Origin of the sequence: Pseudomonas sp. YuFO8 (assembly GCF_035065025.1) — a bacterium.
Classification (GTDB): Bacteria; Pseudomonadota; Gammaproteobacteria; order Pseudomonadales; family Pseudomonadaceae; genus Aquipseudomonas; species Aquipseudomonas putida_AE.
Map to the genome: position 1 here is coordinate 90,024 of NZ_JAXDEQ010000009.1, position 19,297 is coordinate 109,320.

The following is a 19,297-nucleotide window of genomic DNA, read 5'->3' on the forward strand; positions in this document are numbered from 1 at the left end:
TCAGGTATTTTTTATGTCGTTACGCATCTGCATTCTGGAAACCGACATCCTGCGTCCGGAATTGGTTGACCAATATCAGGGCTACGGGCAGATGTTCAAACACCTGTTTTCGCAGCAACCCATCGCCGCCGATTTCACCGTCTATAACGTGATGCAGGGCGAGTATCCCGGCGATGACCTGACGTTCGACGCCTACCTTGTGACCGGCAGCAAGGCCGATTCCTTTGGCACCGACCCGTGGATCGAAACCCTCAGGGCCTACTTGCTCAAGCGCTACGAGCGCGGCGACAAGCTGCTGGGCGTGTGCTTCGGCCACCAGTTGCTGGCGCTGCTGCTGGGCGGCAAAAGCGAACGTGCGACCCAGGGCTGGGGCGTTGGCACCCATAATTACAAACTGGCCGCCAAGGCGCCCTGGATGAGTCCGGTGCGCGAAGAGCTGACCCTGTTGATCAGTCACCAGGACCAGGTTACCTCGCTACCGGAAAACGCCACGGTCATCGCCTCCAGCGATTTCTGCCCGTTCGCCGCCTACCACATCAACGATCAGGTGCTGTGCTTCCAGGGGCATCCGGAATTCATCCACGACTATTCCCGGGCCCTGCTGGAAATTCGCCAGCAGGCGCTGGGCGAGCAGATTTATTCCAAAGGCATGGCCAGCCTGGAGCATGAGCACCACGGCACGACCGTCGCCGAGTGGATGATGCGTTTTGTGGCGCACAAGCCGGAAACCGTGTAGGAGCCTGGCTTGCCGGCGAACGCGGTGTGTCAGGCCGGTCGCCTTCGCTGGCAAGCCAGTTCCTACAGCGATTCTCACGAACGCCTCGGTCTCGCCTACAACCACCCCGACTTCTTGAAGCTCGCCCACAACCCCACACACCCCACCGCAATAAATCCCAGAACCCCGAAATATCCGTAATGCCAGGTCAACTCCGGCATGTTCTGGAAGTTCATCCCGTAGATCCCCGCCACCGCCGTCGGGAACGCCAGGATGGCCGCCCAGGCCGCGAACTTGCGTTGCACTACGCTCTGGCGTGAGGCCTCGAGCAAGACCCCGACCTCGATGGTCTGGCTGGCAATGTCCGCCAGGGTCGTCAGGTCTTCCATCTGCCGCGTCACATGAATCTGCACATCGCGAAAGTACGGGCGCATGTTCTTGTCGATGAATGGGAAGCTCAGCTTTTGCAGTTCTTCACCGATCTCCACCATCGGCGCCGCGAACCGGCGCAAGCGCAATACATCGCGGCGCAGGCTGTGGAGTTTTTGAATGTCGCGCTCGTTCAGTGAGCTGCACATGACGTTGCGTTCCAGCTCGTCGATCTGCGCATGGATGGCTTCGCCCATCGGCTGGTAGTTTTCAATGACGAAGTCGAGGATGGCATAGAGTACGAAATCTTCCCCGTGCTCCAGCAACAACGGACGCGCCTCACAACGCTGCCTTACATAGGCGTAGGACGCCGAATGACCGTTACGCGCGGTAATGATGTAGCCGTTGCCGGCAAAGATATGCGTCTCGATGAATTTGAGTTTGCCATCTTCCATGATGGGCGAATACGTGACGATGAACAGCGCATCGCCAAAGGTTTCCAGCTTCGGGCGGCTGTGTTTTTCCAGGGCGTCTTCAATGGCCAGTTCATGCAGGTTGAACTGGCGTTGCAGGTTGTACAGTTCCTCTTCATTCGGCTCTTCGAGGCCGATCCAGACGAAGTGCCCCGGCTTCGCAGCCCAGGCGGCGCCTTCGTCGAGGGTGATATTGGTGACTTTCTTACCAGCGCTGTAAACGGCAGCAGCAACAACTCTACCCATGATGTTGATTCACTTCTTCTTGGCAGCGTTCAGCTTAGCCTTGTCTGCTACCGGGAGTCAGTGAAATCTTGTAGGAGCCCGGCTTGCCGGCGAAGGCGCCCGTCCAGTCGTTGGGTTTATCGACTGGACGTGCTGCATTTTCAAGCAGCCTGCAGCTGCCGATCCATCGAATCGATGCACTCGCGCATCTGCTCGCGGCACTGGGCGATCAACATGGGCATGTCATCCAGGCTCAATCCCGCAGTAGGAATGGCCGGCAAGGAACGGATCAGAATTTTCCCACTGCGCCAGCGGTTCAATCGCATGTGTTTGACGTAACTGCTGACACACACCGGGACGATTGGCACCCCCGCCGCGATGGCCATCTGGAAAGCGCCTTTTTTGAACGGCAACAGCTCTTCGCCCAGATTGCGTGTGCCCTCCGGGAAAACCCAGATCGAAGTGTCTTCGTTTTGCAGGGTATGGGTGGTGGTCAACATCGACTGACGCGCCTTGTGCGCATTGCCACGGTCGATCAGCACATTGCCGGCCAGCCAGAACAACTGACCGAACAATGGCACCCATTTCAGGCTCTTTTTACCGATGCACACCGTACGGCGGGGTACTACATTGCCAAACACGAACAAATCGTAGTTGGACTGATGGTTGGCAATGATCACGCAGCTGTCGGGTTTATCCATCAATGGCCCGACGTCGGCTTTTACCCGCAGGCGCAAGATGCACATCGCCGGCCACGCATAGAGGCGCGCGCACAGGCGGCTGTTGTCCGGATTGAACGGGCGACACAGGCCTAGCACCACGCCCAGCACACCCGCCACGATAAAGTGCAGGGCCATCAATGACATACGTAAAGCAAAGAGCATTTGCAGGCCCCACCGGGACAAAAGGTGGCGCAGTGTACGGATGTGCACTGTTTTCGGCAATTGCCACTATTGAGGCGGGAGATAGACGATGTTTGAGTAAATGTTTCCGACTGACGGGTCAGACTTGTCCTAGAGCGCTCCCAGCGTTTTCAACGCAAAAGCCCGACACAGCGGTCGGGCTCCTGGGTTACTGCAACATCGGGCTTAGCCCATATGTTCCTGATCCAGAATGATCGCGTTGTCCAGCGCTTCCAGCAGCGCCTTGCGCACTTTCAACTTGGTGTTCTTGTGGGCAATCATGTTGATTTTCTTCAACTGGCGAGCCGCCGCCAGCGCCGCGCCTTGCAGTTCTTCGGCCGCGACCACGACGTCCAGGTAACCGGCAGCCACGGCGCTTTGCGGGTTGAACATCTCACCGTTGACCACGGAACGCTGGAAGGCCGATTTGCCCAGGCGATCGCGGGCAATCTCGATACCGGCGTGGTGCATGGTCATGCCGATCTGCACTTCGTTCAGGCCAATGCTGAAGGGGCCATCGACACCCAGGCGGTAATCCGCCGACAGCAGCAGAAACGCACCCTTGGCGACCGCATGCCCAGGGCAGGCGACGACGACGGGGAAGGGGTGCGACAACAGGCGACGGGCCAGCGTCGAGCCGGATGTCACCAGCGACACCGCTTCCTTGGGGCCGGAGGTCATCACCTTCAGATCGTACCCGCCCGACAGAATCCCGGGCTGACCGGTAATGATCACCACCGCGCGATCAGTCACCGCCTGATCCAGCGCAGCGTTGAACGCCGCAATCACGTCCGGAGAGATGGCATTGACCTTGCCGTTGCTCAAGGTCAGGGTCGCGATACCGTCTTCGAGGTGGTAGGTAATCAACTCACTCATGACGCTAATCCTTTCAATAAAGTAGGGCAGAAGTTACTCACCGCCATCGGCAAGGTAAAGCGCCATGACTGACTCGCCAGTCACCCTTTACCCGCTCGGCCAGCGTCACCCGGCACGCCTGCCGCGTATCGCCTGCTATATAGAGGTGGGGTGCCAGGCCGGAGATTGGCCGGTTTGCCATTACCCTTGGCAACCAAAAACACCCAAGCGCCTTAAGCGCATGAAAATTCTCAAAAAAATGTTTGCCAACAGAAAAGCTTTCGACTACATTAGCGCGCCTCGACAGACAGAACATGTTTGAAGAGATACGGTGAAGTGTCCGAGTGGCTTAAGGAGCACGCCTGGAAAGTGTGTATACAGGAAACTGTATCGAGAGTTCGAATCTCTCCTTCACCGCCAAATTCGATGTAAACAGAACCCCTGGTTTCGAGAGAAGCCGGGGGTTTTGTGTTTTTTGGCGTGTCATTTACATATACACCGCGCAACTGCGACAGATAACCGAGCAAAGGTAATTCCTAAATTCCCGTAGGAAATGAGCTGGGCGTGTAGGACGTCATGCTGGAGAGTCGGGTGGATAACTGCTTTCATGGGACTTGCTACTTGAAACAAGTCGTCTTGGAAAAGGGTATTGGTTTTATGTTTTCCGGGTGAAAATAAATGACCGCACCCAACGCGACCCACTCCAGGATGGAAAGGTAACCGCCATGCAGGAATTCACCATGAAGCAGGCCGAACTTGAAAAGGTTCATGTGGAAATCGTCAAGCTGATGGCTGAACAGCGCAAGCTGAACGCCGAAGCGGGCAAGATGACCCGTGAAACCTTTTGGTATCCGGTGGCGGTGGCCACCGGACTGATTGGCACGGTAGCCACCGTCACTGCGGTGCTGGTGAAGTTGCTCTGACGCTATTCGATCGGTCTGTCCGGGGCCACGGCCAGATCCGACCTGAACAACAAGGACATCCCATGATCACGACGACCACCCACACAATCGAAGGCCGCCACATCACCGCCTACCTGGACATCGTCAGCGCCGAGTCGGTGCAGGGCGTCAACCTTGTCCGCGACCTTTTTGCCGGTATGCGGGATATTTTCGGCGGGCGTTCCCAGACCTTGGAGCGGGCGTTGCAAGAGGCACGTAGCCAGGCCACCGACGAGATCAGGGAGCGAGCGCGGGCACTGCAGGCGGATGCGGTGGTGGGGCTCGATTATCAGATCAGCATGCCATCAGGAAAGGGCGGCATGGTGGTGGTTTTTGTATCCGGAACGGCAGTCAGACTGAAGTGAAAGTTCCTGCCCATTCGTCGGGCATTCGCTGATCCGAACTACAAGTCCGTTAATGACCGGCTAGTCTCAAAATCCTTGGTGATCGATATTTTTCGTGCAAAGGGCTTGCCGGTGTCGATCCCGCTTTTGAGAGGGGTGAAGCGATGACTGAACCGTATATCGAAGACGACGGCGCAGAATATCCGATCAACAACTACGTTCAGTGCGGCCAGACGGAGTACGTGGCCAGCTTCGGCGAAGACCAGGTCAAGGTCCTCAAGATCAAGACCAAGGCTTGTCGAGTGTTGAAGGGGAAATTCCTACCCAAGCTAAGGGAATCGGCCAGGCAGTAGTAAATGTACCCGCGAGCAAACCCCGTCATCGAACGGGGTTTTTTGTGCCCGGAATGTGAACGAATATTTAATCTGGATTATTTTCACAAACTTTTCACAAGGCCCTACGTAGGCTCAACTCATCCGTTAGAAGCAACACCCTGCCCGTTCCCCAGCGGGCTTTTTTTTGCCTGCGATAAAACCTTTCCCAAAATTGCTGTCCAACCGTCGCCTATAACGAGGTTGAGCGCGCGCATGTCTGGACTTTGTCTCCTCTAAAGCATTCAATCTCGCCCCTTTGAGTTTCATCCCTATTTTTTTGAGGTTTCTGTCATGCGTTTCACACTGCCTGCTCTGGTTCTGGGTCTTCTGGTTGCTCAAGGTGCAATGGCCGGCGACGGCACTGCCGCCGTTGGTGGTGGCCTGGGTGGCGCACTGGGTAACGTCGTTGGCCAGAGCATGGGCGGCAGCACCGGTGCCGCGATTGGTGCCGGTGTCGCTGGCGCAGCCGGCAGTGCGGTTGCCGCCAAGAAAGGCCACCGTACCAGCGCTGCCATCGGTGGTGGCGTTGGCGCTGCCGGTGGTTCGGTGATCGGCAACAGCCTGGGTGGCAAGACCGGTTCAACCATCGGCGCAGGCCTGGGTGGCGCCCTGGGCGGCGGCGTCGGCAGCAACCTGGCCAAAGGTCACAAGCGTCACTGATCCCGAAGGATCTCACGCAAAAGCCCGGCTTGATGCCGGGCTTTTGCGTTTTGAACGTTTCTGCCGTTTGCGCCTCGAATGCTCCATACCCCCGATAAAATACGAGGCGTGCCATGACCCCGAAAACCAAAGGCAATGAAGTGCGATACCCAGGTACTCGACGCTTGACGTTGCCGGCGCTTGTTTTTGGATTGTTTCTGTCACCGTTCGCGCTGGCGGCAGGCGACGGTACTGCCGCCGTTGGCGGTGGACTTGGTGGTGCATTGGGCAATGTGGTTGGCGGACAAATGGGCGGCAGCACAGGCGCCGCCATTGGTGCCGGTGTCGGCGGCGCTGCCGGCAGTGCGGTCGGCGCACCCAAGGGCAGCCGCACCGAGGCCGCGGTTGGCGGTGGATTAGGTTCGGCAGGCGGTTCGGTGATCGGCAACAGCCTGGGTGGCTCCACCGGCTCGACCATTGGTGCAGGCCTGGGTGGCGCAGCCGGTGGTGCGGTGGGCAACAATCTGGGAAGCGACGATGGCGGGTCCCATTCCGGTGGCGGCCATAAACACAAGAACAAACACAAGAACAAGCATCACTGACGGGCATCGCTCAGCGACGCAACCGATGGTCTCCCTGATCGAACCTGACGATCACCCATCCCTCCAACGGTCAGGGCCTGCCTTTCAGGCCCGTTGAGAGGTGTCACATGAACGCTGATCCAAAAGTCTCCGACATCGACGAAACCCCCGAATACCCCCTGCCTTCGCCCACCGATTCGCTGAGTCGGGACCAGCGTCCGCCCGATGACGAGCCCGGCGTCGAGCAGGTTCCCAACGATGATCTCAAGCGCACGGATTCTGATGTCGAAGCAGACCCGAGCGATCCGGACATCGCCGGGGAGGATGCCTCCGGCGAGCCAAGCTGATCGACGTCGGGTGCGAGACCGCCTGTCGAATGAGCGGCAACCATGCCAACACATCGTTGCCAGACATAAGGTATGCAACTCGTAAAGGAGACGCACCATGATCAGGTCAAGATGGATGGCCCTGACAGTGGCCGGTCTGTTGTCGCTCGGGTCCGGCATGGCATTTTCCCAGTCCTCTGGCAATGATGCACCCATCGACAAAGGCGGGATGCCACCGTCCACTGAAATGAATGCAGGCTCTGGCCCGGAAAATGCGCTGCCGCCTGGCTCCATCAATAATGGCAATGCAGGCGATGCCAATGGGAGCAGCACCCGCCCGGAGACGAAAAGCGGCTCGACCAGCGGTGGCAATTCGATGGGGAGCGGTTCTGGGAGTGGGTCTGGAGGATCAGGTAATTCTGCCCACGGGACCACAGCGCCCGCGGATGGCGGGACTGGCAAAAAAGCGGGCAGTTAGCCTGCCAAAAGGATCTACAGCAGTGAACTTGACGAGCCCGGCGATTTGCCGGGCTTTTTGCGTACTCCTCCGTTGCTCTTGGTAGCGGCTGCTCGTTATGCTGCTGAAACCTTTAATCTGTCGCGGAGCCGGCCGTACTGAGCCGCCTGGGATGTCATGAAAACGGATCAGATGCGATGAATTCACTGTGCAAAGAATTCGGCCCGATCAAGGCCGTGATTTTCGATATGGACGGCCTGCTGCTGGACACCGAGGGGATCTACACCGAAGTCACGGCGACGATTGCCGCGCGCTATGGACGCACGTTCGACTGGAGCGTCAAGCAGAACATCATCGGCCGTGGTGCCGGTGATCTGGCGCGCTATGTGGTGCAGGCGCTGGACTTGCCGATCAGCGCCGAAGAGTTCCTGGTGATTCGCGAGCCGCTGATGCGCGAGCGTTTTCCTGCCGCGCAGGCGATGCCGGGTGCGGAACAACTGGTCCGGCACTTGAAGGCGCATAACATTCCCATTGCGGTGGGTACCAGTTCCTCGAGCCAGTCGTTCGGCCAGAAAACCACCTTGCACCGCGACTGGTTCGCCTTGTTCGACTTCATCGTCACTGCCGATGATCCAGACGTCGGCGCGGCCAAACCGGCGCCGGATATCTTCCTGACGGCAGCGCGACGCCTGGGTGTGGAGCCACAGGATTGCCTGGTGTTCGAGGATTCGCCGTTCGGTGTCACGGCAGCCAAAGCGGCGGGGATGACGGCGATTGCGATTCCGGATGCGGCGATGGCTGACGAAAAATACGCCCATGCCGACGGTATTCTTCGTACGTTGAAGGCATTTATACCGGATGCCTGTGGCCTGCCTGCACTTGAGTGGACCTGATGACATTAACTGTGGGAGCGGGCTTGCTCGCGAAAGCGGTGTGTCAGCCCACGTCAATTTCGACTGACACTCCCTCTTCGCGAGCAAGCCCGCACCCACAGTTTGATTGCATTCAATTCATCAGGCGCCAAAACCACCGTCGATGGTCAGGCTCGCGCCGGTGATGTAGCCGGCTTCGGGGCCGACCAGGTAGGCGACGAAACTGGCGATCTCTTCGGCTTTGCCGTAACGCCCCACTGCCATCAATGGAATCAGGCTGTCAGCGAAGTCGCCGTGGGCAGGGTTCATGTCGGTATCGACCGGGCCCGGCTGCACGTTGTTGATGGTGATGCCTTTGGGGCCGAGGTCGCGGGCCAGGCCCTTGGTCAAGCCGACCAGCGCCGATTTGCTCATGGCGTACGGGCCGCCACCGGCGAAGGGCATGCGGTCGGCGTTGGTGCTGCCGATGTTGATGATTCGACCGCCTTCGGTCATGTATTTGGCGGCAGCCTGGGTGGCGATGAACACGCTGCGTACGTTGATCGCCAGGGTCTGGTCGAAGTCTTCGAGTTTGAAATCTTCCAGCGGTGCAACGGCCAGCACGCCCGCGTTGTTGACCAGGATATCCAGCTGACCAAAGGCCTCTACAGTAGTCGTTACGGCGCTGCGGATGGCCTCGGCGTCGGCGCTGTCAGCCTTGATCGCCAGGGCTTTGCCGCCGGCGTTGGTGATGCTGTCTTGCAGTTCCTGGGCCTTGGCAGTGGAGCTGACATAGGTAAAGGCGACAGTCGCGCCTTCAGCGGCCAGGCGCTTGACAATGGCAGCGCCGATACCGCGGGAACCGCCCTGGATCAAAGCCACTTTGCCACTGAGGTTCTGAGTAGTCATATCGATCTCCAAAGTCCCGAGGCGAGATGTCCCGGTTGATGGAGCCTAGTATCGATTCAGGATTGCACGCTGAGTAGGGGGTAATTGCGATAGTCTGTGTAAACCAGAAGTTTATAATGGTTGGCCATGGAAACCTTCAGCAGTATCGAATGCTTTGTACGCAGCGCCGAGGTCGGCAGCTTTGCCGAAGCCGCGCGACGCTTGAGCCTGACCCCGGCGGCCGTGGGCAAGAGCGTGGCCAAGCTTGAAGCCCGGCTGGGCGTGCGGCTGTTTCAGCGCAGCACCCGCAGCCTCACGCTCACCGAGGCCGGTCAGCTGTTTCTCGATGAAGTCAGTGGCAGCCTGCTCACCATCCAGAATGCCGTAGCCAATCTGGCCAGCGCCGAAGGCCGTCCTGCGGGCACCCTGAAGGTCAGCATGGGCACCGTGTTCGGACGTTTGTACATCGTGCCGCTACTCGGTGAGTTTTTGCGGCGCTTTCCGGCGATCAATCCGGACTGGCATTTCGATAACCGGCAGGTCGACCTGATCGCCCAGGGTTTCGACGCCGCGATTGGTGGCGGCTTCGAACTGCCCCAAGGGGTGGTGGCGCGCAAGCTGACGCCAGCCCATCGCGTGTTGGTGGCCTCTGCCGATTACCTGGCGGCGCACGAGGCGATCCTTGAGCCTGACGATCTCAAGCCGCGCGACGGCATCCTTATTCGCTCGCCGCAGACCGGTCGCGTGCGTTCCTGGCAGTTGACCAGTCGCACCCAGCAACACAGTCCCTTGACCCTCAAGGCGCGGATGACCATGAGCGATTCTGAGGCGGCCTGTGCCACGGCGGTCCAGGGTTTGGGTATTGCACTGGTGAGCATGCCCTTTGCGTTGGGCTATCTGGAGGCAGGGACGTTGCAGCGGGTGTTGCCGGACTGGTATGTCGACGATGGCAATATTTCTATCTATTACGCCGAGCACAAGCTGCTGCCCGGCAAGACCCGGGCGTTTGTGGATTTCATCATCGAGCAGTTTGCGGAGCGGGGGTTGGGGCAGCGTTTTAGTGCGGTATGAACCAGGTTGGAAACCGAGGCGCCCCCTTCGCGAAGGGGGCGACTCGGTTCAATGTTGGGAATTCAGCGCCCAAACCGCCCAGGCCAGCCGACGATATTCTTCGGCCGCGGTGTCGCATAAGTGCGCACCTTGGACGTCGACAACCCCAGCCGCACCAGCGATTCGGCGATGGTCACCGCCGCGGTCACGCCATCGATCACCGGCACGCCGGTGCGCAGGCGAATCTGCTCATCCAGCCCGGCCATGCCGCCGCAGCCCAGGCAAATCACTTCGGCCTTGTCCTGGGTCACCGCCAGTTCAGCCTGATGCACGATGGCTTCCAGCGCGCGTTGCGGCTCGTGCTCCAGTTCCAGCACCGCCAGGCCACTGGCCCGCACCGAGGCGCAGCGGTCCCAGAGCCCGGACAGTTTCAGGCGGTCTTCGATCAGCGGCACGGTGCGGTCGAGGGTGGTGACCACCGAGTAGGCGTGACCGAGAAACATCGCGGTGCTCGCGGCCGCATCAGTGATGTCGACCACCGGTACGTTGACCAATTCCTGCAGGCCTTCGCGGCCGTGTTCGCCGTAGCCGGCTTGAATCACCGCATCGAAAGGCTGGTCGTAGGCCATGACCCGGTCCATCACCGCAATGGCAGCCAGGTAGCTTTCGAAGTTGCCTTCGATCGAGTCGGCACCGAAGTAGGGCGTCAGGCCAACGATCTCCGTGCCGGGCGCGGCCACGGCCTGGGCCGAGCGGGCGATCGCCTGGGTGATGGATTCGGTGGTGTTGACGTTGACCACGAGAATGCGCATGGGAAGTCCTTATAACGGGTGGTTCAGCGGCCCGATACTGTCGGGCCGCGAGGGAGTTAATGGCTGACGTTGTCCACGGCGATGGCTTCACCGCTGACGTCGGCGTAGTGGGGTTGGCGCTTGGCGATGATCAGGTAGAGCATCCCGGCAATCCCGGCACCGATCAGCCAGGAGAACGGCGACACCAGGTGGAAACCCGGTACCAGCGCCAGGACGATGGCGATCAGCGCGGCGGGAATGAAGGCCACCACCGCGCGCAGGTTGACCCCGCGGCTGTAGTAATAGGCGCCGTTGGGGTCTTCGCTGTACAACTGCGGCACGTTGACCTGGCCTTTTCGCACCAGCCAGTAGTCGACCATGATCACGCCGTACAGCGGGCCGAGCAGGGCGCCGAGGCCGGAGAGGAAGTAGACGATCACCAGTGGGCTGTTGTAGAGGTTCCACGGCAGGATCAGCACGGCAATGGTCGCGCTGATCAGCCCGGCACGGCGGAACGTCAGGTACTTGGGCGCCAGGTTGCTGAGGACAAAGGCCGGGGCGACGAAGTTGGCCATGATATTGACCGCCACGGTGACGATCAGGAACGCCAGGCAACCCAGGACCAGGAAGAAGGTGTTGGGGATCGAGGCGATGATCTCGGTCGGGCTTTCAATGATCCGGCCGTTAATCTGGAATTGCGCGCCACAGAGCAGGACTGTGATGGCGGCGAAGACCAGGATGTTCACCGGCAGGCCCCAGAAGTTGCCGACCTTGATGGTCTTGCGGCACGGCGAAGAGCGGGCGAAGTCGCAGAAATTGAGGATCAGCGTGCCGTAGATCGCCAGCCACAACGCTCCGCCGGCAAAGATATTGCGCCACATCTCGCCACCGCTCAGCGGCTCGCGGATCGACCAGGCGATGGTCGCATTGGCCTGGAAGTACATCCAGGCGGCAAGGGCGGCGACGGTGAGCAGGATCACCGGCCCGGCAAACCCTTCGTAGCGCCGCACCATCTCCATGCCATAGGCGAGGATCGCCAGCTGCACGAGCCAGATCGAGACGAAACACACCCAACCCAGTGTCGACAGACCGAGGATCGAGTCGTGGTCGTACTCGGCGAAACCGGGATGGATGGCGGTCAGCAACACCCGAAAGACCACCGAGGCCAGGTAGGTCTGGATGCCGAACCAGGCGATGGCGATCACGGCGCGGATCAAAGCGGGAATCTGTGCCCCGTGGATGCCGAAACTGATGCGGCTGATGACCGGAAATGGCACGCCGGTTTTCTGGCCCATGTAGCCCGACAGGTTCATGAAGCAATACACCAGCGCCGCTCCGATGCCCAGGGACAGGAGAATCTGCCAGCCGCCCAGGCCCAGGGCGTAGAGGCCGATGGCAAACGAGTAGTTGGCGATGTTGTGCACATCGTTGGTCCACAACGCGAAGATGCTGTAGCGACCCCAGCGCCGGCCTTCCGCCTTCGTTGGCGCCAGGTCCTTGTTGTGCAGGCGGGGGCTGAGCACGACAGAGGATTCAAGCGATTGCCCAAAAGCTGTCTGGGTGACGTGGGAGGAGGGTAGATCCAGCGCGACATTGTTATTGGAGAGACTTGTACGCATTCCGGCAGGCTCCTGATGCTCGACGCCGCGATGACTGTGCTTGAGCCTTTGCTCGGCAATCTTCGTCGCGGGTGGCGAATATCATTGGTTACGGGGCATCTGCAGCCTGTACGGGATAGGGCGCTTCAGGCTTGCGGATCTAAGTGTTTTTATGTTTTGGCTTTATTGTATACAAAACATGTATGCACTTAAGCGAGATGCGTGCCAGTCGGGAGATATATGAAATGCGCTGCTCATTTCGTTTTGTTATGGTTTTTCTCCAAGTTATTGAAAAAATGGAAATATAAATTGACCGTTTGAACAGGTATTTATTTTTCAGCGGGATTGTTGGGTTTGGTCGACTGGGGAAGTCAGGAAAGGAGGATGTAACTTTTTGGGGCGTGGAAATTAAAAGTGCACACATTAATGGCACCTATGGTGACATTCCTGTGTACACATTTTTCGGCTCGGTCACGAATCCTGTAGGAGCAAGCTTGCTCGCGATGGTCGTCAACGATAACGCGGGGTGTCTGATACCCCGCGGCGTTCCAGGGTTCATCGCGAGCAAGCTCGCTCCTACAGGGGGATTTGCAGAGAGATCAGGCCTTGGACTTGCTGATGATATTGCCTGCATGCAATCCGCATTCTTTCTGGGTCGCTTCTTCCCACCACCAGCGGCCTTCACGCTCGTGCTGGTTCGGCAGCACGGGGCGGGTGCACGGTTCGCAGCCGATGCTGATGAAACCGCGTTCGTGCAGGCTGTTGTACGGCAGTTCGAGCATGCGGATGTAGCCCCAGATTTCCTCGCTGGTCATCTGTGCCAGCGGGTTGAACTTGTACAGGGTGCGTTCCGGGGTGGAGAACGCGGTATCGACTTCCATCACCGCCACGGCGCTGCGCGTGCCGGGGCTCTGGTCGCGGCGCTGGCCGGTGGCCCAGGCCTTCACGCCAGACAGCTTGCGACGCAGCGGCTCGATCTTGCGGATGCCGCAGCACTCGCCATGGCCGTCCTTGTAGAAACTGAACAGGCCTTTTTCCTTCACGAACGGTTCCAGCCTGGTGTAGTCCGGTGACACCAGTTCGATGTCGATCTTGTAGTGCTCGCGCACCTGATCGATGAAGCGGTAGGTCTCGGGATGCAAGCGGCCGGTGTCGAGGCTGAACACCTTGACGTTCTTGTTCAGCTTCCAGGCCATGTCCACCAGCACCACGTCTTCGGCGCCGCTGAAAGATATCCACAGCTCATCGCCAAACTCGGCAAAGGCGAGTTTGAGGATGTCCTGGGCGGATTTATTGGCATAGGTCGTGGCGAGTTCCACGACGTCGAACGTTGGGCTCATCAGGGCGGCTTCCTACAGGTCGGTGGCGCTTGGCGCTCTATATGGGGCCGATGGTAACAAAAAGCGGCACTGGCCGGGGCGTCCTCTGCGTTGCGTGGTGGGGGAGTTATCGCTAGAGTTCGGGCTCGCTCGACTCAATAAACAATACCAATGGGAGTGTCTTGTGGAAATTGCCTGTCTGGATCTTGAAGGTGTGCTGGTCCCGGAAATCTGGATCGCCTTCGCGGAAAAAACCGGGATCGAATCCCTCAGGGCCACCACCCGGGACATTCCCGACTATGACGTGCTGATGAAGCAGCGTTTGCGGATTCTGGACGAACACGGCCTGAAGCTCGCCGACATCCAGGAAGTGATCGCGACGCTCAAGCCGCTGGACGGTGCCGTCGAGTTCGTCGATTGGCTGCGCGAGCGCTTCCAGGTGGTGATTCTGTCGGATACCTTCTACGAGTTCTCCCAGCCGCTGATGCGTCAGCTGGGCTTCCCGACCTTGCTCTGCCACCGTCTGATCACTGACGACAGCGGGCGCGTTACTGACTATCAGTTGCGTCAGAAAGATCCCAAGCGTCAGTCGGTCTTGGCCTTCAAGAGCCTTTACTACCGGGTGATTGCGGCGGGTGATTCCTACAACGACACCACGATGCTGGGCGAAGCGGATGCCGGGATTCTGTTCCATGCGCCGGACAATGTGATCGCCGAATTCCCGCAGTTCCCGGCGGTGCACACGTTTGAAGAGTTGAAGCAGGAGTTCATCAAGGCTTCGAATCGGGCCTTGAGTCTGTAGTCGTCTGCTCGGACGCCTTCGCTGGCAAGCCAGCTCCTACAGGATCGTCGCAATCCTTGTAGGAGCCGGCTTGCTGGCGATGTTTTAAAGGCTTTGCAGGGTGTCGAGCAGCACCTTCACCTTGGTGATCGATTCCTGATACTCGGCCTGCCACTCGGAGTCCGCGACGATTCCGCCACCGCCCCAGCAACACACCTGCCCATCCTTGACCAGCAGGCTGCGGATGGCGATTGAGCTGTCCATCTCGCCGCGCACGTCCAGATACAGCAATGAACCGCAGTACAGTCCGCGTCGAGTGGGTTCCAGCTCGTCGATGATCTGCATCGAGCGAATTTTCGGCGCGCCGGTAATCGAGCCGCCCGGGAAGCTGCCGGCGATCAGGTCCAGCGCATCCCGATCAGCCGCCAGTTCGCCGGTCACGCTGCTCACCAGGTGATGCACATTCGGGTAGCTTTCCAGGCTGAACAACTCAGGCACGCGAACCGAGCCGGTGCGGCAGGTGCGGCCGAGGTCGTTGCGCAGCAGGTCGACAATCATCAGGTTTTCCGCGCGATCCTTGGGGCTGGCCAGCAGTTCGGCGGCGTTCGCCGCGTCTTCGCCTGGCGTGAGGCCCCGTGGGCGCGTGCCTTTGATCGGGCGGGTTTCAACCAGGCGCTCTGTGACTTTGACGAAGCGTTCCGGTGACAGGCTCAGCACCGCGCCGCCGTCGGGCAGGCTCTGGAAGCCGGAAAACGGAGTGGGGCACGCCTGTCGCAACGCGCAATACGCCGTCCATGGATCACCCTGGCAGGGCGCGCGGAAGCGTTGGGCGAAGTTGACCTGGTAGCAGTCACCGGCCTGGATGTATTGCTGGATGCGTTCGATCGCCTGGCAATACTGCTCAGCGCTCAGGTCGGCCTGCATTGGCGCCTGCAACCTGAACGGCTCGCCCACGGCAACGGCTGGCTGGCTGAACAGCTGGATCAGGCGCTGACGTTCGCTGTCGGCCAGCGTCGGGTGGAACACCAGTTGGCTGGTGGCCTGCTGGTGATCGCTAATCAGCGCCCAGTCGTACAGGCCGAACCGCGCATCCGGCAAATGCAGGTCATCCAGGGCCCGGCTCGGCAGGTTTTCCAGGTGGCGGCCGAAATCGTAGCTCAGGTAGCCGATCAGGCCACCGGCGAACGGCAGGTCATTGGGTAGTGTCGCTTCGCCCAGGCGCGTCAGATTGTCCCGCAGGCGTTGCAGGAAATCGCTGCCACGTTCGTCAGGCGCGACCGCCAGTTGTTCCAGCGGCCAGGCGCTGAGCAGGTCAAAGCGCCCGCGCTCGGCACTCGGGCGGCCGCTGTCGAGCAGCACGGCACCGGGGGCATGACGAATGGCCGCAAAGTAGTCGGCGGGATTGGCGCGATAGGGCAGCGGGTGTACGGAACAGGTCAGCATGGGCGAGGGAGATCAGCCATCGAGGCGGGGTGGCGATTGTAGTCCTCTCGGGGAATTGCTCCTAGAGGGATGTCGGGTACATGTAGGAGCGAGCTTGCTCGCGATGAACCTGAGAGCAACGCGTACATCCAGGAAGCACGCGTTATCGTTGACGTCCATCGCGAGCAAGCTCGCTCCTACAAGGAGGAACTCAGCCCTCGACCGGCGGAATATGCCCAAACATCTCCTGCACGAACGCTACCCGCTCTTCGACGGTTTCGGTCACACCCCGGGCCTTCAACTCTTCCAGCCGCGCCTCGACCGCGTGGGTGCGCAACGTCAGGCCGCAATCATTGGCAATCTGGATGTTCAGCCCCGGCCGGGCGTTGAGCTCGAGGATCAGCGGGCCTTTCTCCTGGTCCAGCACCATGTCGACACCGATGTAACCCAGCCCGCACAGCTCATAGCAGCCTGCGGCGAGTTTCATGAAGCCGTCCCAGTAGGGCAGTTGCACGCCGTCAACCGCGTTGGTGGTGTCCGGGTGCTTGGCGATGATGTTGTTCAGCCAGGTGCCGCGCAGGGTCAGGCCGGTGGCCAGGTCGACACCGACGCCGATGGCGCCCTGGTGCAGGTTGGCCTTGCCGCCCGACTGGCGGGTGGGCAAGCGCAGCATGGCCATCACCGGGTAGCCCATCAGCACGATGATGCGGATGTCCGGCACGCCTTCATAGCTGATGCTCTTGAAGATCTGGTCCGGAATCACCCGGTATTCGATCAGTGCCCGGTCGCGATGCCCGCCAAGGGAGTACAGCCCGGTCAGGATGCTCGAGACATGGTGCTCGATCTCTTCGTGGCTGATGATCTTGCCGGACACCGTGCGATAACGGCCCTCGAAGCGGTCGGCGATGACGATGATGCCGTCGCCGCCCGCGCCCTGGGCCGGCTTGATCACGAAATCGTTGCGCCCGTCGATGATCTCGTCGAGCTTGTCGATTTCCTTCTCGGTGGAGATCACCCCGTACAGCTGCGGCACGTGGATGCCGGCGGCAATCGCCCGTTCCTTGGTGATGATCTTGTCATCGACGATCGGGTACAGGCTGCGCTTGTTGTACTTGAGCACGTAGTCCGCGTTACGCCGGTTGATGCCCATGATGCCCCGGGCTTCCAGGGCTTTCCAGGTCTTCCAGAAGCCGAACATCAGGCGTCAGCCTTCTTCAGGAAGGCCTTGAAGCGCACCAGCTCGGTCAGGCGGTAGCCGCGATAGCGACCCATGGCCAGCATGAAGCCCACCAGGATCAGCAGGATCGCCGGGAAGGTGAATACGAAGTACACCAGTTCCGGCACGCTCATGATCAGGTGCGCCAGGGAGGCCGCGAACAGGGTGCCGATCGCCACTTTCATGGCATGGCTGGCGCCGCGTTCTTCCCAGGTGATCGACAGGCGTTCGATGGTCATGGTCAGGATCACCATCGGGAACAACGCCACCGACAGTCCGCGCTCCAGGCCGAGCTTGTGGCTGAACAGGCTGATGGCCGCGATCAACACCACCACGAACGTCAGTACCACCGACAGCCTCGGCAGCATTTGCAGCTTCAGGTGTTCAAGGTAGGAGCGCAGCGACAGCCCCAGCGCCGTGATGATGGTAAACAGCACGATGCCGAAGCCGAGCTGGGTTTCGCGGAAGGCCAGGGCGATCAGTACCGGGGTAAAGGTGCCGAGGGTCTGCAGGCCGATCAGGTTGCGCAGGATCAGGATCACCAGCACGCCGATCGGGATCATCACCATGATCATGAAGGTCTGCTGGGTTTGCAGCGGCAGGCCGTACAGCGAGTATTCGAGGAAGTTGGCGTCGGTATTTTCGTCGGTCAGCTTGGCCAGGCGAATGGCGTTCATTTCGCTGTTGTTCATGCTGAAGGTCACAGTGGCCTTCTTGCCGCCGTCGACGGTGATCAGGTTTTCGTCGCCGGTCCACCACAGCAGGCGGTCGGTCGGCAGGCCCTGTTCGCCGGTTTCCGGGTTGAAGTACAGCCAGTCGGTGCCGTTGAAGCTGCGCAGCCAGAGTTCCGGGGTTTGCGGCTGGTCGGCCACTAGGCGAATGGTGTGGACCTTTTCCACCGGCACGTGGGCGATGGACAGCAGCAGTTCGACGATCTTCGCCTTGTGCGCCGGCGTCGGGTCGCCGGCCAGGAGCATCTTGGCATTGTCGTCGTTGCTGTTGTTGACCCGCTTGATCGCTTCGCTGATGAAGGTCTCGACGTCGGCCGAGTGCTGGCGAATCGGCGCCAGCAGCGCTTCGGCGGCGAGTTTCTCAGGGCCCTCCAGGGCAATGCTGTCGCGGAAGGTCGGCCCCTTGATCTTGGCTTTTTCGGCGGTGTAGCGCTTGGTCAGCACCAGGCGGTAATAAAGGGTCTGGTTGCCTTTGGCCCGGCGCGCCGACCAGGTGACCTTGCGGTTGCCGTCGACCCGGTTCACGGCCACGCCGTAGTTATTGGAGATGAAGCTTTCGTTGAGGCTCACGTAATCGCGGCTCAGCGGCGGCACGAACATCTGGATCTTGACCGGGTCCTTGGCACTGGCGACGAACTCGACCTTGGCGTCGATGTTCCACAAGTCGTCGGTGGCGTCTTCGGTCACGGGAATGCCGAGTACGAAAATCTGGTAGGCCGTGACTGAAATGCCCAACACCACCAGGATGGCGATCAGCATTTTCAGATGAAGGGTAAGAGAGCGCATTTGAATTACTCGGCGGTATGAGCGTCGGTGGCGCAGGCGGGTTTGCCGGCAGCGTATTTAAGACTGGGGTCGACCAGCGCATCGAAGCGTTTGAGCGCTTCGGAGCCGATTAGGAGCGGGTATTGGAACGCGCTTCGGTCGGTCAGGTTCACTTCTATGCTGCGTAAAGCTGAACCCATGCAGATATCCAGCTCGATCACCGGACGGGCGGTGTACTTCTTGCCCTCTTCCGGATCGTAGTCACCAGCCCGGCGCTTGATCTTGCTGACACGGGCCAGCGGTCGTTCGATCGGGTGCGAATGGGCGGCGTCGATGGCCAGGTAGAAACGTACCCAGGACTCGCCATTGCGTTTGAAACGCTTGATGTCGCGGGCACTCAGGGACGCGGTTTTCGCGCCGGTATCGAGTTTGGCAGCCACTTCCAGGTCGATACCGCCCAAGGATGCGTATTCGTTGAGGCCATAGACGGTCTTTTCCCCCGCCACGGCCAAACCTGGCAGGCAAAGACAATAAAGGAGTGTGGAGAAGGGCTTGAGTCTCATAAATCCTGGTGCGCAGCGGTGCGTATTTCGGTTCAAGGCCCTGGCATCACTGCGCAAGCTCCCTCGTAGGCCTATCAGCTACTTATGACAAGCCGTGCAGATGTGACAGACAAATGCGGGC

The 19,297-nt window shown here is 59.9% G+C and carries 22 protein-coding genes and 1 tRNA gene; 12 read left to right on the forward strand and 11 right to left on the reverse strand.

The genetic code is table 11. The features are described 5' to 3' along the window. The first annotated feature begins 13 nt into the window (after nt 1-13). On the forward strand, nt 14-736 hold the full coding sequence (locus SOP95_RS10620; RefSeq protein WP_274073138.1) for an amidotransferase: 723 nt from the start codon (nt 14-16) through the stop codon (nt 734-736). Nucleotides 737-831: 95 nt separating this feature from the next. Here SOP95_RS10620 and SOP95_RS10625 read toward each other — a convergent pair whose 3' ends face one another. From SOP95_RS10625 to SOP95_RS10635, 3 genes are all read right to left on the reverse strand, one after another. Next, entirely contained in the window at nt 832-1,803 is a 972-nt protein-coding gene (locus SOP95_RS10625; RefSeq protein WP_274073139.1) for a magnesium and cobalt transport protein CorA, read from the reverse strand. A gap of 140 nt (nt 1,804-1,943) precedes the next feature. Continuing rightward, nucleotides 1,944-2,666: a lysophospholipid acyltransferase family protein gene (locus tag SOP95_RS10630; protein WP_274073140.1), complete on the reverse strand. Its 723-nt coding sequence runs from the start codon at nt 2,664-2,666 to the stop codon at nt 1,944-1,946. 204 nt (nt 2,667-2,870) lie between these two features. Continuing rightward, on the reverse strand, nt 2,871-3,560 hold the full coding sequence (locus tag SOP95_RS10635) for a crotonase/enoyl-CoA hydratase family protein (protein ID WP_274073141.1): 690 nt from the start codon (nt 3,558-3,560) through the stop codon (nt 2,871-2,873). A 64-nt stretch (nt 3,561-3,624) separates the two neighbouring features. Here SOP95_RS10635 and SOP95_RS10640 point away from each other — a divergent pair, with 64 nt between their 5' ends. The 9 genes from SOP95_RS10640 to SOP95_RS10680 all read left to right on the forward strand — a co-directional run bounded on the left by SOP95_RS10640 (nt 3,625) and on the right by SOP95_RS10680 (nt 8,094). Then, on the forward strand, nt 3,625-3,861 hold the full coding sequence (locus SOP95_RS10640) for a hypothetical protein (RefSeq protein WP_323607079.1): 237 nt from the start codon (nt 3,625-3,627) through the stop codon (nt 3,859-3,861). 8 nt (nt 3,862-3,869) lie between these two features. Then, a tRNA-Ser gene (locus SOP95_RS10645) sits at nt 3,870-3,959 on the forward strand. 320 nt (nt 3,960-4,279) lie between these two features. Further along, nucleotides 4,280-4,462 (forward strand): hypothetical protein, encoded by a 183-nt coding sequence (locus SOP95_RS10650; RefSeq protein ID WP_274073285.1) that lies wholly within the window; start codon nt 4,280-4,282, stop codon nt 4,460-4,462. Nucleotides 4,463-4,524: 62 nt separating this feature from the next. Continuing rightward, a complete protein-coding gene (locus SOP95_RS10655; protein WP_274073156.1) occupies nt 4,525-4,845 on the forward strand; it encodes a YbjQ family protein in 321 nt (106 codons plus the stop codon). Nucleotides 4,846-4,988: 143 nt separating this feature from the next. Beyond that, nucleotides 4,989-5,177, forward strand: coding sequence for a hypothetical protein (locus SOP95_RS10660; protein WP_274073157.1), 189 nt, complete (start codon nt 4,989-4,991; stop codon nt 5,175-5,177). Between the two features lie 312 nt (nt 5,178-5,489). Continuing rightward, nucleotides 5,490-5,858 (forward strand): hypothetical protein, encoded by a 369-nt coding sequence (locus SOP95_RS10665; protein ID WP_047531564.1) that lies wholly within the window; start codon nt 5,490-5,492, stop codon nt 5,856-5,858. Nucleotides 5,859-5,971: 113 nt separating this feature from the next. After that, nucleotides 5,972-6,439, forward strand: coding sequence for a glycine zipper domain-containing protein (locus SOP95_RS10670; protein WP_323607080.1), 468 nt, complete (start codon nt 5,972-5,974; stop codon nt 6,437-6,439). Between the two features lie 107 nt (nt 6,440-6,546). Next, nucleotides 6,547-6,765, forward strand: a complete 219-nt coding sequence (locus SOP95_RS10675; protein ID WP_274073159.1) for a hypothetical protein — start codon at nt 6,547-6,549, stop codon at nt 6,763-6,765. A gap of 633 nt (nt 6,766-7,398) precedes the next feature. Beyond that, a complete protein-coding gene (locus SOP95_RS10680) occupies nt 7,399-8,094 on the forward strand; it encodes an HAD-IA family hydrolase (RefSeq protein ID WP_274073161.1) in 696 nt (231 codons plus the stop codon). Between the two features lie 120 nt (nt 8,095-8,214). On the opposite strand, the gene SOP95_RS10685 is transcribed toward SOP95_RS10680, so the two are convergent. Beyond that, nucleotides 8,215-8,961 (reverse strand): 3-oxoacyl-ACP reductase family protein, encoded by a 747-nt coding sequence (locus tag SOP95_RS10685; RefSeq protein WP_323607081.1) that lies wholly within the window; start codon nt 8,959-8,961, stop codon nt 8,215-8,217. 126 nt (nt 8,962-9,087) lie between these two features. Between SOP95_RS10685 and SOP95_RS10690 the strand changes: the two genes are divergently transcribed. Continuing rightward, complete coding sequence (locus SOP95_RS10690) at nt 9,088-10,011, forward strand: LysR family transcriptional regulator (protein ID WP_323607082.1); 924 nt, start codon at nt 9,088-9,090, stop codon at nt 10,009-10,011. Nucleotides 10,012-10,073: 62 nt separating this feature from the next. On the opposite strand, the gene SOP95_RS10695 is transcribed toward SOP95_RS10690, so the two are convergent. The 3 genes from SOP95_RS10695 to SOP95_RS10705 form a co-directional block, all read right to left on the reverse strand. Next, nucleotides 10,074-10,802, reverse strand: coding sequence for an aspartate/glutamate racemase family protein (locus SOP95_RS10695; protein ID WP_323607083.1), 729 nt, complete (start codon nt 10,800-10,802; stop codon nt 10,074-10,076). 56 nt (nt 10,803-10,858) lie between these two features. Next, entirely contained in the window at nt 10,859-12,400 is a 1,542-nt protein-coding gene (locus SOP95_RS10700) for an NCS1 family nucleobase:cation symporter-1 (RefSeq protein ID WP_274073164.1), read from the reverse strand. Nucleotides 12,401-12,978: 578 nt separating this feature from the next. Continuing rightward, on the reverse strand, nt 12,979-13,719 hold the full coding sequence (locus SOP95_RS10705) for a phosphoadenylyl-sulfate reductase (RefSeq protein WP_274073165.1): 741 nt from the start codon (nt 13,717-13,719) through the stop codon (nt 12,979-12,981). Nucleotides 13,720-13,882: 163 nt separating this feature from the next. Here SOP95_RS10705 and thrH point away from each other — a divergent pair, with 163 nt between their 5' ends. Next, entirely contained in the window at nt 13,883-14,500 is a 618-nt protein-coding gene (thrH, locus tag SOP95_RS10710) for a bifunctional phosphoserine phosphatase/homoserine phosphotransferase ThrH (protein WP_323607084.1), read from the forward strand. 84 nt (nt 14,501-14,584) lie between these two features. Here thrH and pabB read toward each other — a convergent pair whose 3' ends face one another. The 4 genes from pabB to rloA all read right to left on the reverse strand — a co-directional run bounded on the left by pabB (nt 14,585) and on the right by rloA (nt 19,176). Further along, nucleotides 14,585-15,922, reverse strand: coding sequence for an aminodeoxychorismate synthase component I (pabB, locus tag SOP95_RS10715; protein ID WP_323607085.1), 1,338 nt, complete (start codon nt 15,920-15,922; stop codon nt 14,585-14,587). A gap of 190 nt (nt 15,923-16,112) precedes the next feature. Then, entirely contained in the window at nt 16,113-17,099 is a 987-nt protein-coding gene (locus tag SOP95_RS10720; RefSeq protein WP_274073168.1) for an alpha-L-glutamate ligase-like protein, read from the reverse strand. Continuing rightward, the gene (rloB, locus tag SOP95_RS10725) at nt 17,099-18,634 is read right to left on the reverse strand and encodes an osmotic stress tolerance membrane protein RloB (RefSeq protein ID WP_274073169.1); all 1,536 of its coding nucleotides are present in this window, start codon (nt 18,632-18,634) and stop codon (nt 17,099-17,101) included. Before rloB ends, SOP95_RS10720 begins: the two co-directional genes overlap by 1 nt. A gap of 5 nt (nt 18,635-18,639) precedes the next feature. Continuing rightward, nucleotides 18,640-19,176 (reverse strand): retropepsin-like aspartic peptidase RloA, encoded by a 537-nt coding sequence (rloA, locus tag SOP95_RS10730; protein WP_323607086.1) that lies wholly within the window; start codon nt 19,174-19,176, stop codon nt 18,640-18,642. Nucleotides 19,177-19,297: the final 121 nt, after the last annotated feature.

Excerpts from the sequence above, each read along its gene's own strand:
- SOP95_RS10620 (WP_274073138.1), top strand. The coding sequence starts at position 14 with ATGTCGTTACGCATCTGCATTCTGGAAACCGACATCCTGCGTCCGGAA.
- SOP95_RS10625 (WP_274073139.1), bottom strand. The coding sequence starts at position 1,803 with ATGGGTAGAGTTGTTGCTGCTGCCGTTTACAGCGCTGGTAAGAAAGTC.
- SOP95_RS10630 (WP_274073140.1), bottom strand. The coding sequence starts at position 2,666 with ATGCTCTTTGCTTTACGTATGTCATTGATGGCCCTGCACTTTATCGTG.
- SOP95_RS10635 (WP_274073141.1), bottom strand. The coding sequence starts at position 3,560 with ATGAGTGAGTTGATTACCTACCACCTCGAAGACGGTATCGCGACCCTG.
- SOP95_RS10640 (WP_323607079.1), top strand. The coding sequence starts at position 3,625 with ATGACTGACTCGCCAGTCACCCTTTACCCGCTCGGCCAGCGTCACCCG.
- SOP95_RS10650 (WP_274073285.1), top strand. The coding sequence starts at position 4,280 with ATGAAGCAGGCCGAACTTGAAAAGGTTCATGTGGAAATCGTCAAGCTG.
- SOP95_RS10655 (WP_274073156.1), top strand. The coding sequence starts at position 4,525 with ATGATCACGACGACCACCCACACAATCGAAGGCCGCCACATCACCGCC.
- SOP95_RS10660 (WP_274073157.1), top strand. The coding sequence starts at position 4,989 with ATGACTGAACCGTATATCGAAGACGACGGCGCAGAATATCCGATCAAC.
- SOP95_RS10665 (WP_047531564.1), top strand. The coding sequence starts at position 5,490 with ATGCGTTTCACACTGCCTGCTCTGGTTCTGGGTCTTCTGGTTGCTCAA.
- SOP95_RS10670 (WP_323607080.1), top strand. The coding sequence starts at position 5,972 with ATGACCCCGAAAACCAAAGGCAATGAAGTGCGATACCCAGGTACTCGA.
- SOP95_RS10675 (WP_274073159.1), top strand. The coding sequence starts at position 6,547 with ATGAACGCTGATCCAAAAGTCTCCGACATCGACGAAACCCCCGAATAC.
- SOP95_RS10680 (WP_274073161.1), top strand. The coding sequence starts at position 7,399 with ATGAATTCACTGTGCAAAGAATTCGGCCCGATCAAGGCCGTGATTTTC.
- SOP95_RS10685 (WP_323607081.1), bottom strand. The coding sequence starts at position 8,961 with ATGACTACTCAGAACCTCAGTGGCAAAGTGGCTTTGATCCAGGGCGGT.
- SOP95_RS10690 (WP_323607082.1), top strand. The coding sequence starts at position 9,088 with ATGGAAACCTTCAGCAGTATCGAATGCTTTGTACGCAGCGCCGAGGTC.
- SOP95_RS10695 (WP_323607083.1), bottom strand. The coding sequence starts at position 10,802 with ATGCGCATTCTCGTGGTCAACGTCAACACCACCGAATCCATCACCCAG.
- SOP95_RS10700 (WP_274073164.1), bottom strand. The coding sequence starts at position 12,400 with ATGCGTACAAGTCTCTCCAATAACAATGTCGCGCTGGATCTACCCTCC.
- SOP95_RS10705 (WP_274073165.1), bottom strand. The coding sequence starts at position 13,719 with ATGAGCCCAACGTTCGACGTCGTGGAACTCGCCACGACCTATGCCAAT.
- pabB (WP_323607085.1), bottom strand. The coding sequence starts at position 15,922 with ATGCTGACCTGTTCCGTACACCCGCTGCCCTATCGCGCCAATCCCGCC.
- SOP95_RS10720 (WP_274073168.1), bottom strand. The coding sequence starts at position 17,099 with ATGTTCGGCTTCTGGAAGACCTGGAAAGCCCTGGAAGCCCGGGGCATC.
- rloB (WP_274073169.1), bottom strand. The coding sequence starts at position 18,634 with ATGCGCTCTCTTACCCTTCATCTGAAAATGCTGATCGCCATCCTGGTG.
- rloA (WP_323607086.1), bottom strand. The coding sequence starts at position 19,176 with ATGAGACTCAAGCCCTTCTCCACACTCCTTTATTGTCTTTGCCTGCCA.